The organism is Geotalea daltonii FRC-32 (assembly GCF_000022265.1).
GTDB classification, from domain to species: Bacteria; Desulfobacterota; Desulfuromonadia; order Geobacterales; family Geobacteraceae; genus Geotalea; species Geotalea daltonii.
Map to the genome: position 1 here is coordinate 3044925 of NC_011979.1, position 14885 is coordinate 3059809.

Here is a 14885-nt window from a genome sequence, read left to right on the forward strand (position 1 = left end):
TGATGATGCTTATCAATGACGAGATTCAGAAACAACTTCTCCAATTGTTCGCCAAGTCTTCCAACTTGCCTAAAGTTGAGGCAGAACAGCAATCGGCCTCCCAGCTGCAACTGACACCCGGGCAGCAGGTCCAGGCCGAGGTTGTGGCAAAACTCCCCAATCATCTCTTTCTGGCCCGCATTGCCGGTGAACTCTTCAAGATGGAACTTCCCCTGAACGTGCAACCGGGCGAGACCATGCACATGACCTTCGTCAGTGCCGAACCTCGCATTACCTTCGAGTTGGCGAGGGCCGATAACGGGAAGGTTCCGGTAACTATCAGCACCACCGGAAAGTGGCTCAGCTCTCTGATGAACAGTGTGATTGCCCAGGAAAGTAGCAGCTCCCAATCCCTGTCACCGATATTGAATGGACCGCCGACAGATACCGAGCTCTTTGCAGTCAGGCTTAAGGAGGCCATGACATTGGGCGGCCTGTTCTATGAATCCCATTTGGCCGAGTGGGCGCGGGGGGATCGCCAGATCGCCCAACTCCTGGTAGAACCCCAGGGAAAGCTGTCCCGAAGGCTTGTGAATCCTGATCCAGACTTGCTGCAGAAAGGAAATGAAGGAAACGGCATCTTGCCCAAGAGCATTGCCGAGGAAGCGACAGCTTCTAAACCAGCTGCCGGCTTTATTGCAGACCCTCAGACCCTTCCTATTATCAAGGATCAGTTGGCAACCCTCAATTCAGGTGTGCTCATCTGGAATGGTCAGGCCTGGCCGGAACAAAAGGTGGAAATCTCGGTGCGGGAACGTGAAGCTGACGGTTCAAGTCCGCAGGAAAGGGAGTGGGAAACGTCTCTTCGGCTGCAGCTGCCTGCCCTTGGTGAAATTTCTGCCACACTGCACCTTTCTGGAGCCGGTCTGAATATAGTTCTGCAGACTGATGACGCCAGGACTGCGGCGATTCTCTTGAAAGGGCTTCCTGTATTGAAAGAGCGGGTGGATGAAGCGGGAATTAACTTGACCGAGATGGTGATAAAAAGATGAAAAAGGCGGAGAATGACCTGAAAAAAGCTGTGGCCTTGGCATATAACCCGGCTGGAGATTATGCGCCGAGGGTGGTGGCGAAAGGCTGTGGTGTAACTGCAGAAGCAATTATCGCATTGGCAAGGGAAAACGGTGTTTACGTCCATGAATCGCCCGATCTGGTGAATCTGCTGCTCAAGGTGGACCAGGATCGCTATATCCCCCCTGAACTGTATCGCGCAGTAGCTGAATTGCTCGCATGGCTCTATCAGCTGGAACAAACTTCCGCTACGCCTTCCGGCAATGCTGGTAGAGAGGAAAATAAGTCTGGAGAATAAATTTAAAGGTTGAATTTAATAGTAAAAAAAACTTTAATAGCGGATATCTTTTCGAAGAACCGGCTGTCAAGCGGTTGTTCGTGATGTGATGTATCAAGGAGGGTTGGACGATGTCTTCCACAGAACCGGAAAAACTGTTTGCACGGGGCCTGGCTGCCTTCAAGAGTGATGACACTCTGTCGGCTCTGGTCCTTTTTGAAAAAGCCTGCCAGCTTGATTACAATCCCGGCTTTGTCTCCTATCTGGCCTTTTGCCTGGCAAAAGAGCGCGGGCAATACAAAAAGGCAATAGCCCTCTGTAAGGAATCCTTGGAGAAAGAACCTGCCAACCAGGCCCATTACCTCAACCTGGGCAGGATTCATGTGTTGATGGGCAATAAGCCCGATGCCATTCTGGCATTCAGGGAAGGGCTTTCCTACGGCAACTGTCCTGAGCTTTCAGACCATCTTGAAAGACTTGGCGCGCGCAAGAAACCTTTCATTCCGTTTCTGAAAAGGAACCATCCCATCAACAAGTTTATCGGCATTATTCTGGGCAAGCTGGGACTGAGATAGTTCAGGCGGGCAGGTCCTACTTCAAATACATGACTTTTCTTCCATCAACTTTCAAGCGACCCTCTGCGAAGAGCCTGATGGCTTCAGGGAAAATTCGATGTTCTTCCATCTGGATCCTTGCAGAAAGGGTGTCCTCGCTGTCGTTTTCCTCCACCGAAACAGTGGCCTGCATGATGATCGGCCCGGTATCGGTGCCTGCATCGACAAAATGAACGGTGCACCCGGTTACCTTTACTCCATACTCTAGGGCCTGTCGTTGGGCATGCAGGCCGGGAAAGGCCGGTAAAAGGGCCGGATGGATGTTCATGATGGCGTTGGGGAATGCCTCAATGAATCCAGGGGTGATGATGCGCATGAATCCCGCCAGGACCACCAGTTCTATGCCGTGAGACTGTAAGACCTTAACCAGCTCTGCGTCATAAGCAGTTCTGCCGTTGAAATCGGTGTGTTTCAGGCAGATTGCCGTTATTCCATGGCGGCGGGCTCTTTCAAGTGCATAAGCTTTTTCATTATTACTGATGACGCAGGATATGACTGCCGGGAGGGAACCGTCCTGGCAACGGTCAATGATCGACTGCAGGTTAGTACCGCTACCGGATACAAGTACTCCTATTTTAAGCCGTTTCCCCATTGGATGTCCTATACCATTTCGACACATTCGGTTCCGGCATCGCACTTGGCGATTTCACCGATTACAAAGGCAGTTTCGTTCAGACCGGAAAGCCTGATCAGGATCTCTTCCACTTCCTTTTCAGGGACGGAGAGAACCATGCCGATTCCGCAGTTGAAGGTTCTGAACATTTCCTGTTCTTCAATGTTACCGGCATTCTGGATCAGTTTAAATATTTCCGGAACCTGCCAGGTTGTTTTGTCGACCACTGCCTTGCAACCATTCGGCAGTATTCTAGGTATGTTCTCCAGCAATCCACCGCCGGTTATGTGGGCAATACCGTGGATGGTGAAATCCCTAAGCAGGTTGAGTATGGATTTGACATAGATACGGGTTGGGGTGAGAAGCTCATCGGCAACGGATTTGTCAAGGCCGGGGATGGTGTCGTTGATACCGAGTCCCATCACATCCATAATCACTTTACGGGCGAGGGAATAGCCGTTACTGTGCAGACCGCTGGAGGCAAGACCGATCAGTTTGTCGCCGACAGTGATGGACGAGCCGTCGATAATCTTGTCGCGCTCGACAACGCCCACGGTGAAGCCTGCCATATCATATTCATCACCTGCGTAGAATCCGGGCATTTCGGCAGTTTCGCCCCCTATAAGGGCACAACCGGCTTGAAGACAGCCTTCTGCAACTCCCTTTATAATCGCAGCGCCTTTTCCGGGATACAGTTTGGCTGTGGCAAGGTAATCCAGGAAGAACAGCGGTTCTGCACCCTGAACGATGATATCGTTGACGCACATTGCCACGAGATCGATGCCGATGGTGTCGTGACGGTCGGCGAGAAAGGCTATTTTGAGTTTTGTCCCCACTCCATCCGTGCCCGATACGAGCACAGGGTTTTTGTATTTGCCGGAACTGAGGGAAAAGAGCCCGCCGAACCCACCGATATCGGCAAGGACTTCCGGTCTTGAGGTGGCCTTAACGAGTGGCTTGATCAATTTGACGAAGGTATTTCCGGCATCTATGTCTACACCGGCGTCTTTGTATGTAATCCTGGCTTTGCTCAAAACATTCCTCCCTTTAAATGGAACGAAAAATCTAAACCATCGGAAGGTAAATGTCAAATTCAAACTGGCCACCAAAAAAGGGTTTACATTGAAACCCTCTTTGCTTATGATGCCCGTAGATGGACAACCGGCTTGAAGAAATAACAATCTGCCCCATGTCTGAATCTGATCTTGATGGCGTTCTCGCCATCGAGATCAATTCATTCCCCCGTCCCTGGACAAGGACTCATTTTCTTGCCGAGCTTGAAGCCCCGCACTCTTTTCCCCTGGTGGCACTGGACGCTGAGAACAATGTCATGGGTTACATCTGTCCAATGCTTGTGCTGGACGAGGGGCACATTCTTGACGTTGCTGTACACAGCAATTACCGCGGCAAAGGGGTTGGCAGAATGCTGGTGGAAAGGGTGCTGTACGACTGCAGCGAAAAAGGTGCGGAATTCGTCTCCCTCGAAGTGAGGCTGTCCAATGAATCCGCCATAGGCCTCTACCGGCAGCTCGGTTTCGTGGAAACCGGTCGCAGGAAAGCCTATTACGAGAACGGCGAGGATGCTCTACTGATGGAATATATTTATTAACGGAAAAGGCAGGTCTTGCATGCAATTCAAATCCATGGTCATATCAAATGTTGAAGTCTCCCCTGCTTATTTCAGGATGAGAATGACGGCTCCTCCGGCCATTGTCGAAGCCATACCGGGCCAATTTGTCATGGTCAGGGTGCGCGACGCCATTGATCCCCTTCTCAGGAGGCCCTTCGGCATTTTCGACCTGGGTACCTTCCCGACGGAATACACCGATTGCGGCAGACAGACCTTCTGTGAAATTCTTTACAAAGTTGTGGGCAAGGGAACGGAGATGCTTTCTTCCCTTCATCATGGCGATCATCTGGACATTCTTGCCCCACTGGGAAAGGGATTTGCTGTCGGCGATCCTGCAGACGAAAAGATTTTGGTCGGTGGCGGAGTCGGTCTTGCCCCCCTTTACTACCTGGCAAAGGAACTGGCAAAGAATTCCAGGGTCCGGCTTTTTGCAGGAGGAAGAAACAAGGAGGATATCCTCTGCATCACCGAATTTGAGCGGCTTGGGGTGGAGACGTATGTTTCCACCGATGACGGTACCTTGGGGGCGAGTGGCCTTGTCACCGAAGTTCTGGAAAAACACCTGGCAGAGGATACTGGCAGAAAAAGCCTTTTCGCTTGCGGGCCGTTTCCCATGCTTAAGGCTGTGGCCGGGATCGCCGGCCGTCATGACCTGGAGTGCCAGGTGTCTTTAGAGGCGTATATGGCATGTGGTGTAGGTGCCTGCCTGGGATGTGTCATAAAAGGCAAAAACCACTCCGATCAGACCCCTGATTTTCGCTGCGTGTGTAAGGATGGGCCGGTATTCTTTTACCAGGACTTGAAGTGGGATTAAAAAACTGCTGATGACTGTATCGAAGGAGATGTGATGGCAAAACCCGACCTGTCGGTTGAAATTTCAGGCATCAAGCTGCGCAACCCGGTAATGACTGCATCAGGCACCTTTGGTTATGGGAAGGAGTTTTCCGACTACCTTGACCTGGAGAAGATCGGTGCCATCATCACCAAGGGTTTGTCCCTCCGCCCTAAAGCGGGTAATCCGACTCCGCGCATTGTTGAGACCCCTGGCGGTATGCTCAATGCCATCGGCCTGCAGAATGTCGGGATCGATGCTTTCATTGGGGAGAAACTGCCCTTTTTGCGCACCGTTGATACGCCGGTGATTGTCAATCTCTATGGCAATACCCTGGAAGAATACGGGGAACTGGCGGAGAAACTCGACAGGTTGCCGGAGGTTGCCGGGCTTGAGGTAAATATTTCCTGTCCCAACGTGAAGCAGGGAGGGATTGTTTTCGGAACCGATCCCAATGCCGCCGCCGAAGTGGTCGGGCTGGTTCGCAGATCCACCTCGAAACCACTGATCATAAAGCTTTCGCCAAATGTGACCGATGTTGTCCGCATGGCCGATGCATGCGTCAATGCGGGCGCCGATGCGTTGTCCCTGATAAACACTCTTACGGGGATGGCCATTGATCTGCAGAAGCGTCGCCCGATTCTTGCCAATATAACCGGGGGACTTTCCGGTCCTGCGATCAAACCGGTGGCATTAAGGATGGTCTGGCAGGTATCGCAGGCTATGGCTGTTCCCATCATCGGCATCGGTGGTATAATGTCGGCAACGGATGCCCTTGAATTCATGCTTGCCGGAGCGACTGCAGTCCAGGTGGGCACGGCAAATTTTCTTGATCCCTCGGCAGCCCAGACCATTGCTGCCGGCATCGAAGATTACCTGGCAAAGAACGGTATTTCAGACGTCAAGGAGTTGATCGGAGCTTTGAAAATCTGACCTCATCTAGAGCAGGATACCCGAAAGGCGGAGAATGATTTCCCCGCCTTTTTTCTTTTCAAGGAATAAACGCATGAACCGTTGGCAAAAAAATCTGAAAACCTGTGTTACCGCACCGGATGAATTGTCACCACTTTTCAATCTGGATACTGAGGACATCGCACAGGTGGCGAAACGCTATCCCATGAGGATAACACGCTATTACCTGGGGTTGATAGAGAGGCCCGGCGACGCCATCTGGCGCCAATGTATACCGGACCCCCTTGAATTTGAGGATCAAGCCCAGATGGAAGACCCCCTCGATGAAGAACTGCTCAGCCCGGTACCCGGATTGATACATCGTTATCCGGATCGTGTTGTGTGGCTAGTTTCCTCTGTCTGTGCAGTTTATTGCCGTTTCTGCATGCGCAAACGGCGGGTTGGGTGTACAGAAGCCACAGAAACCGGCACGCGGCAGGCGGTACTTGCATATATAGCCAATCATCCGGAAATCAGGGATGTAATATTGTCCGGAGGGGATCCGTTTCTCCTGGAGGACGATGTCCTGGAGGAAATACTGTCTGGCCTGAGACAGATTCACCATGTGGAGATCATCAGGATCGGCACGAGAACAACGGTTACCTTGCCGGAAAGGATTACCACCGGTCTCTGCCGAATGCTGAAAAAATTTCATCCGATTTATGTAAATACCCATTTCAACCACCCAAAAGAGATCACCGCCGCATCAGCTCGGGCATGTGCCAGGCTTGCCGATGCCGGTATCCCACTGGGGAACCAGACCGTGCTTCTGAAGGGAATCAATGACGACCCACAGGTGATGAAGCGGCTCATGCAGCTTTTGCTGAAAATCAGGGTCAAGCCTTACTATCTCCATCAGATGGATCTGGTCAGAGGAACGGCGCACTTCCGAACAAGCATAGACCGGGGCCTACAGATTATGGAAGGGCTTCGGGGACATACTTCGGGGCTTGCATCGCCATATTATGCAATAGACCTGGAGGGAGGGAAGGGGAAAGTGCCGCTTTTGCCGGAATATGTAAGGCGGGATGATGACAGTCTCCTGATCAGGAGTTATCGAGGTGAAGTGGTTAGGTACCGGGACGTGGAAAAATCATAGGTCCTCGGGGGTAAAAGACACTACTCCGTCGATTTCCTGAACGTCGAGAAGAAGCATGACAAGCCTGTCAACACCCAGTGCGATGCCGGCGGCCGGCCCCATCCCAGACAATTCATCAAGAAATCTGTCCGGCAACGGATAGGCCGTTTTACCCATTGAAGCCCTGAATTCGCCTTCTTTTGCGAACCTTTCCCTTTGTTCCTGGCTGTCGTTCAGCTCGGAAAAGCCGTTTGCCAGCTCGATTCCTCCCATATACAGCTCAAAGCGCTCTGCCAGTTTCCCGTTTTCCTTTTTCAGGCGGGCAAGAGCTCCTCGTGCAGCCGGGTAATCATAGATAAAAGTAGGGCGGTTAATACCAAGATTAGGTTCTATATCGTTAACCATCAGTTCATCGAAAAGGTCTTTTTCCTCAGCTTCTTCCACAGACATGGCAGTATAACGGAGAAAAGCCTCCTCAACGGTAATCTTTTCCCAGGGAGCTTCCAGTTCAATGGTCTTGCCCAGATAGGATATGCCGGCGTTTTTGTGTATAGCACATGATAGAAACCGCACCAAGGCCTCGCAGTCATCCATCAGATCACGGTAGTCGGACTCGAGTCTGTACCACTCCAGCATGGTAAACTCAGGAAGGTGCCGTTTCCCGCGTTCTCCGTCTCTCCAGCAACGGCATATCTGGAAGATGCGCTCGTAACCCGCAGCCAGCATCCGCTTCATGCAAAGCTCCGGAGATGTCTGGAGAAACCAGTTTCCTGAAGGAACGGCATCGATATGGGATTCGGGCGCAGGAGCTGGAATGCGAAGGGGGGTATCCACTTCAAGATACCCCCCTTCGTTAAAAAACTGCCTGATTTTCTGAATTATAAGACTTCTGCCCTTGAGTGCTTCTTTACGATTGGCCAAGGACCTGTTTTGCACCATCCAGTTATCCTTTTACCCTGGTCGAGTACTCTCCGGTGCGGGTATCTATGGTTATAAGCTCCCCTTCTTCGATGAAGGGGGGAACACGCAAGGTATAACCGGTCTCTACCGTTGCCGGTTTGGAATCACTGCCAGAGGTGTCTCCTTTGGCCCATGGATCTGTCTGAACAACACGCAGATTGACAAAATTGGGAACATCGACACCAATCGCCTTGTCCTTAAAAAGAAGTACATCGACCGGGAGATTGTCGATCAGGTAATTTTTAGCATCTCCGAGAGCGTTCTCATCCACATGGAACTGTTCGAAGGATTGATTATCCATAAAGCAGTAATGATCATCTTCCTTGTAGAGGTATTGCATCTTGCGGTCTTCAAGGCTGGCAGGTTCGAAGGTTTCACCGGAACGATATGTTCTGTCAAGTATAGTGCCGTTAATCATATTGCGCATTTTTGTACGATAAAGGGCTTGTCCCTTGCCGGGTTTGGCAAAATCGAACGCGATGACGATATATGGATCGCCGTCGAGGGTAATTTTCAATCCTTTTCTCAGGTCCGCGACTGTGTACATTTTTGCTTCCTCTATTCCAATTTAAATGGAGTTTCGCCTTACAAAGGCAACTTATGACCGGCACGTTATAACGCAGAGGTTATTTAAAGATGATTCGATTTTGATGGTGGGTTATTTTGCTCGATAGGTTATACGGCCCCTGCTCAAATCATATGGGGATAGTTCGACGGTAACCTTGTCGCCGGGAAGGATCTTGATGAAATACTTGCGCATTTTGCCGGAAATATGGGCGAGGACGATATGGTCGTTTTCCAATTTCACTTTGAACATTGCATTTGGCAGTGGTTCAATGACAGTTCCTTCAACTTCTATGGCTTCTTCTTTACTCATCTCAGCTCCTTAAGATCCCGTTTTCAACCGCAAATTATACGAGATGCCGCAACCAATTGCAACCATTGTTTTCTTTTTCATGTCAACCCGCCACGACAAGCTCTGCGATAAATGCCTTTACAAAACAATAAAAACCATATTATTAGTAACTTACACATAATTATAAAAGGGACGTACTTGCATGCACAACTGTTGTCAGGAGAAGCTTTTCCAGAATGAAACCTTGAGCATCACCTGTCGAGACCTTTCGCATCGATATTTTGGAGATTTTCATGTGGTTTCTCTTGAAATTAAATGCGAAATGGATATACTGCCTCGTCATTTTAAAAACGTATCTATTCCCGAAGAAATCAAGTCCGCCATCGGCGAAAAAATTACTATCCTCAGGAAAATACAGCAAATGGGGGTTCCCTCGGCACGAGTAAACCAGGTGAAAGATGAAATTATTCACAACTTCAAACGAAATTCACTTCCCTATTTTACCTCGTCTTCCTTCCCTGCAAAGGCCATATTGTCTGAAATTCGTAAATCGAGAAAATCCGATCATATTTCTGCTGCAACCATTGAATTTCTATGCGCCAAGTAGAAGTCGCCATTGAAAAGCTCGCCAATGGCGGTGCCGGCTTCGGCCGTTGTGACGGGAAGGCCTTCTTTGTACCCTTTACGGCTCCCGGGGATGTTGCCCGCGTTCGCATCACCTGTGAAAAAAAGTCCTATGCCGAGGGCGAACTGATCGAACTGGTAAGTTCTTCTGCACTAAGGGTAAAACCACCGTGCCCTGTCTTCGGCATATGCGGCGGATGCAACTGGCAGCATGTGGAGTATTCAAGCCAGATCATGGAAAAAACCCTGATATTTGCCGACCTGTTATGGCGGGCGGCGCGTATTTCGCCGGAAACCGTTTTGCCGCTTTTGCGGGCGCCAGAACCCTATGGATACAGGTCGAGGGTGCAGTTAAAGGTAAATTACCAGGGAGGGAAGACCCGCTTGGGTTTTTACCGGCCGAAATCCCATCAAGTGGTAGATATTCCAGGACATTGCGCCATTACCCACAAAAGCATCAATGATACTCTGGAAAGTCTGCGCTTGCTAATGGAAGGGTGTCCTGATCCAGGTAACATAAGCCAGATCGACATAGCCAGGGGGGATGACGAAAGCATCAGTGTCATTGTCAACCATGCAGGTGCTTCTGTCGCTGAAGTCTCGGAGTATCTCCTGCAGCACAGGGAAATCTCTGACTTGATCGGTTCCATGTTTATCAGACATAAAAACAGCACAACCAGTATTTTCGGCGCTGAGCATCTTTCGTACAGAATCAGTGGAAATACGCTGCCAGGTGGGTCTGAAAAGACGCTATTCTTCAGCAAAGATGCATTTTCTCAGATAAATTACCAACAAAATATGCAGTTGATTCGTGTCGTCTCGGATTTCGCCGCCCTGACCGGCAAGGAAAAGGTTCTCGATCTTTATTGCGGTAATGGTAACTTTTCCATACCTCTGGCTGATAAGGCAGCACACGTAACGGGTTTTGAAGGATATGAGCCTTCCATTGCCGATGCCAGAAAGAATGCTGAGTGGAATGGTGTGACGAATATTTCCTTTCATTGCAGCGATTCAGCGGCCGCTGTCAAAAAACTTGCTGCCGCCAGAGAGACTTTTGATGTGGTTGTGCTTGATCCCCCTAGAAATGGTGCAGCAGAAGTGATGCACCACATCCAGGCACTCAATGCCGACAGAATTATCTACGTTTCATGCGATCCGGCGACCCTCGCCCGTGATTTGGGTATTTTGAAAAAAAACGGTTTCCAGGTGATAAATATCCAGGGTGTCGACATGTTTCCCCAGACATACCACTTGGAAAGTGTCACACTACTGACAAAAAGTTGACCAGAACGGGAGATATATGTTCAGTCTTTTCAAAAAGGATTATCGGCATCATCTGGCAAAAGGGGAGAAGTATTTACAACAGGGACGGTATGTGGACGCAAAATTTTCCTTCCATAAGGCGTTGGAAACAGTGGATAAGTCCAGCGGCGAAGGAAAAAGTAACGAGGCCTGGTTGCTGACAAAATTGTCAGACATTAATAACGCCCTAGCCGCGATGAATCTCAAGGAAGCAGAGTATGCAGTAAATTGCGGGAATCGTGGAAAAGCTGACGAACATCTGCAGATCGTCATGGAACTGGCAGAAGACGTAACCCTTAGGGAAAAGGCTGAAAAACTGTCGGCTAATTTAGTTAGCCGAAATGATATTCATAACTTAAGCAATAATAATAATGCCTGTTCCAGCTGCAAAGGGTCTCATGTTCAAACAGCTGAAAGCATGGCAAGCAGCTTTCATGCTGATTCACATCTATCCATGGAGGAGAAATTCGATCTCCTGACCAGCACGTTACCTGCGCCTCTTCCTGAACGTTACGCCTCTTTGGGAAAGGAATTTGCATACTGCTACCTGTCCATTAATGACGGAGAAGATGACAAAGCATTGCCGATACTGGAACAACTTCTGCATCATACTGAAGATGATATCCTGTATTATGAGCTAGCCTTAATAAAGTTCAGGCAGAATGATTTCACCAGCTGTGAACAATATCTGAAAAGAGCCATTGCAATAAACTCGCAAAACCCGTTATGCTATCTGGCACTTGTTCAACTGAAGATCGAGTCTGGTAGCTTTGCCGATGCCATACCTCTGTTGGAACATATGATAATGTCCAACCTTCTTTCAGGACAGGCACAGATCATTCTCGGTGATGTCTATGCCATGCTCGGTGAAGATGTAAAAGCTTCCGAAATTTTTTCTGTGGCACTATCCTTGCCCGGTATCTCACGTGAGGCAGCCGAAAGGCTGGTGCCTTTACTCTTAAAGCAGGACAGGGTGCCAGAAGCCGAATACATCAAAAAACAATTTCTTAAGAAATGCTGTTGAATATTTTGTTACATCAATTCTGGTGGAGGCTGTGAATATGAACAAATCTGAATTAATTGAGGCTCTGGCCGCTAAAAAAGGTTTGTCCTACAAAAAAGCTGAGGAGATAATAAACTCCATTTTTGAATCCATGACCAATGCGCTTTTGACTGGTGACAGAATTGAGATCAGGGGATTTGGCAGTTTTGTCGTCAAGTCTTACCAATCCTATATGGGAAGAAATCCAAAAACTGGCGAATCCATAGCCGTCAAATCGAAAAAACTGCCATTCTTCAAGGTCGGTAAAGAACTCAAGGAAAAGGTTTCCGGCTGACTTTGTTGTTTCGGTTTTTAATTGCTGACAGCATTTAAAATATGGTTATTACTGTGTTAATTACATGAGAGTCTTCCTTCTAATTTTTATTTTATCTTTAGTCTCTGCCCAGGCTTTGGCCAATCCCACGCAAACAGGTGTCACAGGGCTTATCAACGTTCCAACCGCTGATACCCTAGATGCCGGTAATATTTGCGTCGGTGTGTGGGGAAATGTCGGTAAAGCAGCAGGCAAAGACTTTGCAATTATGCCTGCTACGATCACTCTCGGTATAGGCTCATTCTGGGAAATTTACGGAACATACCCGAACCTGCTGTTCAATGGTCAAGAAAGCAGGTCAGGTAGGGGAACCGCTGACATCGGCTCCAAAATCAGATTTTTCGGCAAGCGCAATTCAAATATTAAACTTGCCGGCGACGTATTTTTACAGAGACATGTTTCCGAAGATATGACCATAGATGGCGCCACCGATATCGGCGGAAGGCTTATTGCGTCATTGAAAATGGATCCTGTGAGTTTCCATCTCAACGGCGGCTACCTGTCAACCGATGCTGGTGAAAAGGAATATATCTATGGTGGCGGAGTTGAATATCTTCTTACTCCAAAAACCAAACTGACCCTGGAATTAACAGGAAAGGGTTCGGCTCCTGTCGAAGCACTTGCCGGTTTGCAATATTATCTATCACCGCATCTTACTTTGAATTTGGCAGGTGGAGGGGGCATTACAGCCGGTAGCCCCGACTGGCGAGCAATTGTAGGTTTCAGCACTTGTCAGGGGGTTGGTAATTATATCAAAACAATACCGACAATTGCTTCCGAGGAAGAGGAAAAAGATAAAAAAGCCCAGGTGGTCAGGCCGGTTAAAATAATGCCAATCAGTTCCTTGATCAAGACGGCATTGCCAGCTGTACCGGTTAGCAAACTGGAAGTACCTGTTGACCCTGATAAGGAAGAAATCGTTATAAAACCCTTCGGCCAGATAGTAATTCCTGCGCAACCGGTTGCTCCTCCTGTCGTTTTACCTCTGATGTCCCGTGAGCCTAAAGTGCAGCCGGTACAACCGAAAGTCCAGCCGAAGGTTCAGCCAGTAGTACAACCCAAGGTTCAGGAACCTAAAATAACCAAGCTGGAAACTGAAATAACGGTAGAACCTAAAAAGGAAATTCCCGCGAATCTTAATCCCATAGAGGAATCATCAGCTGAAGGCGTTTCGCCACTTTACGGAATTGAGACCAGGGGGGACAGCCTGGAAATATCTACCGCCAAGGCTGCACCCATTGCGACCAAGATGCTGGTTTATCGCAAATTCCGCTTTGCCGACATCATGTTCGAATTCGGCCAGGCGGATTTATCCAACGAGGTTAAAAAATCCCTGTCCGAGGTGGCAGAACAGGCGCGTGCTGACAAGCATTGGACCTATATGCGCATTGACGGCCATACCGACAGTATCGGCTCAACTGGCTACAATATGGACCTTTCCGTTAAACGGGCAATAGCCATAGCCAGCTATTTGATCATCAAAGAGGGCATCGATCCTTCGAAGGTATTTATTAAAGGGCTTGGCAAATCAAAACTGATAGGTGACAACAGCACCACCGAGGGACGAAGGTTGAACCGGCGTTTCGAGATTCTTTTCCTGGTGCCGAAGGGTAAATAAATGAGAAGTCTCTTTTTTATCTGCTTCCTACTGATAATAAGTAGTCATGGGCTGGTTTTTGCTGAAGAGGATAACAGTTTCTTGGAAGACTCCCTGTTGGTCGGAGAAGCAGTCGTAAAATCGGAATCTTTCAAGAAAGACAAAAATGCCATGCGCCGCGTGGATGCCATGGTCCCTCTTTTAAGAAAACTGGGTAAGGGAAAGGTTGTGAGGATTGAGGGAAGCTTCGCTCCAAGCCTGAACAGGGCTGAAAAAGTCACAAAATCACTGAACCTTGCCAAGGAAGTGGAACAGTATCTTCGTCAGAAGCACAAGCTACCCCTTGACTTGTACATAGCCACTCAGGATGATATTGTTGATAAGCATTCACGAAAATCTGTACGGATCCTGGTTTTTCAGACGGAATTCAGCGAGGCCAGATTATAAAAATTGCACCCGAATTTCAAAGGGAGAAATACCATGAAACAGTCTTTATTTTCCTTTGTCATATGCATGCTCCTTATAACAGGTTGTTCTCACAAGGTAGTGCCTGTACCGGTAGAGTCGGGTGTAATTGATTCAAAACAGCTCGCCCAAACCATTGCCAGGGAAAATATCTCCATAACTGCGGGCAGCGCCGAGTCACATCTTTATAGTTATAACCTTGACGGCGCCGTATCCGCTTTTTCCCTTGTCATAGACAATCTGGGCAGTGGTGAAGTGGCTGTCGATCCGGGTATGTTCCTGCTGGTTGATGACGAGGGAAACCAGTATTTCCCCCTAACCCCGGAGAAGGTAAAGGAGATTATCTCAAGAGACTCCTATTATCTTATCCCCTATCCATATGTGGGTTTTTATTATCTCGAAGATTATGAAAAATCCTCCTTTTACAACACATTTACCTCTGAAAAACCTTATTATTATGAGGTCTATCCCCAGGATATCTACACCAAAGCCTTGGCTGGCGGAACACTGATTCCCAAGGCCAAGATGTCGGGGCTGGTCTACTTCAAAATCAACCTGAATGGCAAAAAAGGTGTGAAATTACTTGTATATAAGTCAGGAACATCTAAATCCGCTCCAGCCGATTTTACCTTTCCCTTCAAAATCGAGTAACACAGCCGG

19 protein-coding genes are annotated in these 14885 nt (G+C 48.7%); 14 read left to right on the top strand and 5 right to left on the bottom strand.

Annotated elements, in window-relative coordinates:
• Positions 1 to 2 precede the first annotated feature (2 nt).
• From fliK to GEOB_RS13760, 3 genes are all read left to right on the top strand, one after another.
• Complete coding sequence (gene fliK, locus GEOB_RS13750) at positions 3 to 1031, top strand: flagellar hook-length control protein FliK (protein WP_230198951.1); 1029 nt, start codon at positions 3 to 5, stop codon at positions 1029 to 1031.
• The gene (locus GEOB_RS13755) at positions 1028 to 1348 is read left to right on the top strand and encodes an EscU/YscU/HrcU family type III secretion system export apparatus switch protein (protein ID WP_012647851.1); all 321 of its coding nucleotides are present in this window, start codon (positions 1028 to 1030) and stop codon (positions 1346 to 1348) included. The genes fliK and GEOB_RS13755 overlap by 4 nt, the downstream gene beginning before the upstream one ends.
• Before the next feature lie 110 nt (positions 1349 to 1458).
• Entirely contained in the window at positions 1459 to 1902 is a 444-nt protein-coding gene (locus GEOB_RS13760) for a tetratricopeptide repeat protein (RefSeq protein ID WP_012647852.1), read from the top strand.
• A 16-nt stretch (positions 1903 to 1918) separates the two neighbouring features.
• Here GEOB_RS13760 and purN read toward each other — a convergent pair whose 3' ends face one another.
• Together purN and purM are read right to left on the bottom strand one after the other, a co-directional pair.
• Complete coding sequence (gene purN, locus GEOB_RS13765; protein WP_012647853.1) at positions 1919 to 2533, bottom strand: phosphoribosylglycinamide formyltransferase; 615 nt, start codon at positions 2531 to 2533, stop codon at positions 1919 to 1921.
• Positions 2534 to 2541: 8 nt separating this feature from the next.
• Positions 2542 to 3588, bottom strand: coding sequence for a phosphoribosylformylglycinamidine cyclo-ligase (purM, locus tag GEOB_RS13770; protein ID WP_012647854.1), 1047 nt, complete (start codon positions 3586 to 3588; stop codon positions 2542 to 2544).
• A gap of 119 nt (positions 3589 to 3707) precedes the next feature.
• On the opposite strand from purM, the gene rimI reads away from it, so the two are divergent.
• The 4 genes from rimI (at position 3708) to GEOB_RS13790 (ending at position 7066) form a co-directional block, all read left to right on the top strand.
• Positions 3708 to 4163 carry a ribosomal protein S18-alanine N-acetyltransferase gene (rimI, locus tag GEOB_RS13775; RefSeq protein WP_012647855.1) on the top strand — a complete coding sequence of 152 codons (456 nt, stop codon included), beginning with the start codon at positions 3708 to 3710 and terminating at the stop codon, positions 4161 to 4163.
• Between the two features lie 19 nt (positions 4164 to 4182).
• Positions 4183 to 4998, top strand: coding sequence for a dihydroorotate dehydrogenase electron transfer subunit (locus GEOB_RS13780; protein ID WP_012647856.1), 816 nt, complete (start codon positions 4183 to 4185; stop codon positions 4996 to 4998).
• Between the two features lie 33 nt (positions 4999 to 5031).
• Positions 5032 to 5949: a dihydroorotate dehydrogenase gene (locus GEOB_RS13785; protein WP_012647857.1), complete on the top strand. Its 918-nt coding sequence runs from the start codon at positions 5032 to 5034 to the stop codon at positions 5947 to 5949.
• A 73-nt stretch (positions 5950 to 6022) separates the two neighbouring features.
• Positions 6023 to 7066, top strand: coding sequence for a KamA family radical SAM protein (locus GEOB_RS13790; protein WP_012647858.1), 1044 nt, complete (start codon positions 6023 to 6025; stop codon positions 7064 to 7066).
• On the opposite strand, the gene epmA is transcribed toward GEOB_RS13790, so the two are convergent.
• The 3 genes from epmA to infA all read right to left on the bottom strand — a co-directional run bounded on the left by epmA (position 7061) and on the right by infA (position 8882).
• Entirely contained in the window at positions 7061 to 7984 is a 924-nt protein-coding gene (epmA, locus tag GEOB_RS13795; RefSeq protein ID WP_012647859.1) for an EF-P lysine aminoacylase EpmA, read from the bottom strand. The two genes, GEOB_RS13790 and epmA, sit on opposite strands and share 6 nt — an antisense overlap.
• Positions 7985 to 7988: 4 nt before the next feature.
• Entirely contained in the window at positions 7989 to 8552 is a 564-nt protein-coding gene (gene efp / locus GEOB_RS13800; RefSeq protein WP_012647860.1) for an elongation factor P, read from the bottom strand.
• A 111-nt stretch (positions 8553 to 8663) separates the two neighbouring features.
• Positions 8664 to 8882, bottom strand: a complete 219-nt coding sequence (gene infA, locus GEOB_RS13805; RefSeq protein ID WP_012647861.1) for a translation initiation factor IF-1 — start codon at positions 8880 to 8882, stop codon at positions 8664 to 8666.
• Positions 8883 to 9156: 274 nt separating this feature from the next.
• Between infA and GEOB_RS13810 the strand changes: the two genes are divergently transcribed.
• The 7 genes from GEOB_RS13810 to GEOB_RS13840 all read left to right on the top strand — a co-directional run bounded on the left by GEOB_RS13810 (position 9157) and on the right by GEOB_RS13840 (position 14876).
• Positions 9157 to 9468: a hypothetical protein gene (locus GEOB_RS13810; protein WP_230198952.1), complete on the top strand. Its 312-nt coding sequence runs from the start codon at positions 9157 to 9159 to the stop codon at positions 9466 to 9468.
• Positions 9456 to 10769 (top strand): 23S rRNA (uracil(1939)-C(5))-methyltransferase RlmD, encoded by a 1314-nt coding sequence (rlmD, locus tag GEOB_RS13815; protein ID WP_012647863.1) that lies wholly within the window; start codon positions 9456 to 9458, stop codon positions 10767 to 10769. The genes GEOB_RS13810 and rlmD overlap by 13 nt, the downstream gene beginning before the upstream one ends.
• A gap of 16 nt (positions 10770 to 10785) precedes the next feature.
• Entirely contained in the window at positions 10786 to 11811 is a 1026-nt protein-coding gene (locus GEOB_RS13820; protein ID WP_012647864.1) for a tetratricopeptide repeat protein, read from the top strand.
• A gap of 37 nt (positions 11812 to 11848) precedes the next feature.
• Positions 11849 to 12124, top strand: coding sequence for an HU family DNA-binding protein (locus GEOB_RS13825; RefSeq protein ID WP_012647865.1), 276 nt, complete (start codon positions 11849 to 11851; stop codon positions 12122 to 12124).
• Positions 12125 to 12188: 64 nt separating this feature from the next.
• On the top strand, positions 12189 to 13781 hold the full coding sequence (locus GEOB_RS13830; protein ID WP_012647866.1) for an OmpA family protein: 1593 nt from the start codon (positions 12189 to 12191) through the stop codon (positions 13779 to 13781).
• Between the two features lie 81 nt (positions 13782 to 13862).
• Entirely contained in the window at positions 13863 to 14207 is a 345-nt protein-coding gene (locus tag GEOB_RS13835) for a hypothetical protein (RefSeq protein ID WP_154650498.1), read from the top strand.
• 33 nt (positions 14208 to 14240) lie between these two features.
• Positions 14241 to 14876 (top strand): hypothetical protein, encoded by a 636-nt coding sequence (locus tag GEOB_RS13840; protein WP_012647868.1) that lies wholly within the window; start codon positions 14241 to 14243, stop codon positions 14874 to 14876.
• Positions 14877 to 14885 lie beyond the last annotated feature (9 nt).

Coding starts and splice junctions, on each gene's coding strand:
- fliK (WP_230198951.1), top strand. CDS start 3: ATGATGCTTATCAATGACGAGATTCAGAAACAACTTCTCCAATTGTTC.
- GEOB_RS13755 (WP_012647851.1), top strand. CDS start 1,028: ATGAAAAAGGCGGAGAATGACCTGAAAAAAGCTGTGGCCTTGGCATAT.
- GEOB_RS13760 (WP_012647852.1), top strand. CDS start 1,459: ATGTCTTCCACAGAACCGGAAAAACTGTTTGCACGGGGCCTGGCTGCC.
- purN (WP_012647853.1), bottom strand. CDS start 2,533: ATGGGGAAACGGCTTAAAATAGGAGTACTTGTATCCGGTAGCGGTACT.
- rimI (WP_012647855.1), top strand. CDS start 3,708: ATGGACAACCGGCTTGAAGAAATAACAATCTGCCCCATGTCTGAATCT.
- GEOB_RS13780 (WP_012647856.1), top strand. CDS start 4,183: ATGCAATTCAAATCCATGGTCATATCAAATGTTGAAGTCTCCCCTGCT.
- GEOB_RS13785 (WP_012647857.1), top strand. CDS start 5,032: ATGGCAAAACCCGACCTGTCGGTTGAAATTTCAGGCATCAAGCTGCGC.
- GEOB_RS13790 (WP_012647858.1), top strand. CDS start 6,023: ATGAACCGTTGGCAAAAAAATCTGAAAACCTGTGTTACCGCACCGGAT.
- epmA (WP_012647859.1), bottom strand. CDS start 7,984: ATGGTGCAAAACAGGTCCTTGGCCAATCGTAAAGAAGCACTCAAGGGC.
- efp (WP_012647860.1), bottom strand. CDS start 8,552: ATGTACACAGTCGCGGACCTGAGAAAAGGATTGAAAATTACCCTCGAC.
- infA (WP_012647861.1), bottom strand. CDS start 8,882: ATGAGTAAAGAAGAAGCCATAGAAGTTGAAGGAACTGTCATTGAACCA.
- rlmD (WP_012647863.1), top strand. CDS start 9,456: ATGCGCCAAGTAGAAGTCGCCATTGAAAAGCTCGCCAATGGCGGTGCC.
- GEOB_RS13820 (WP_012647864.1), top strand. CDS start 10,786: ATGTTCAGTCTTTTCAAAAAGGATTATCGGCATCATCTGGCAAAAGGG.
- GEOB_RS13825 (WP_012647865.1), top strand. CDS start 11,849: ATGAACAAATCTGAATTAATTGAGGCTCTGGCCGCTAAAAAAGGTTTG.
- GEOB_RS13830 (WP_012647866.1), top strand. CDS start 12,189: ATGAGAGTCTTCCTTCTAATTTTTATTTTATCTTTAGTCTCTGCCCAG.
- GEOB_RS13840 (WP_012647868.1), top strand. CDS start 14,241: ATGAAACAGTCTTTATTTTCCTTTGTCATATGCATGCTCCTTATAACA.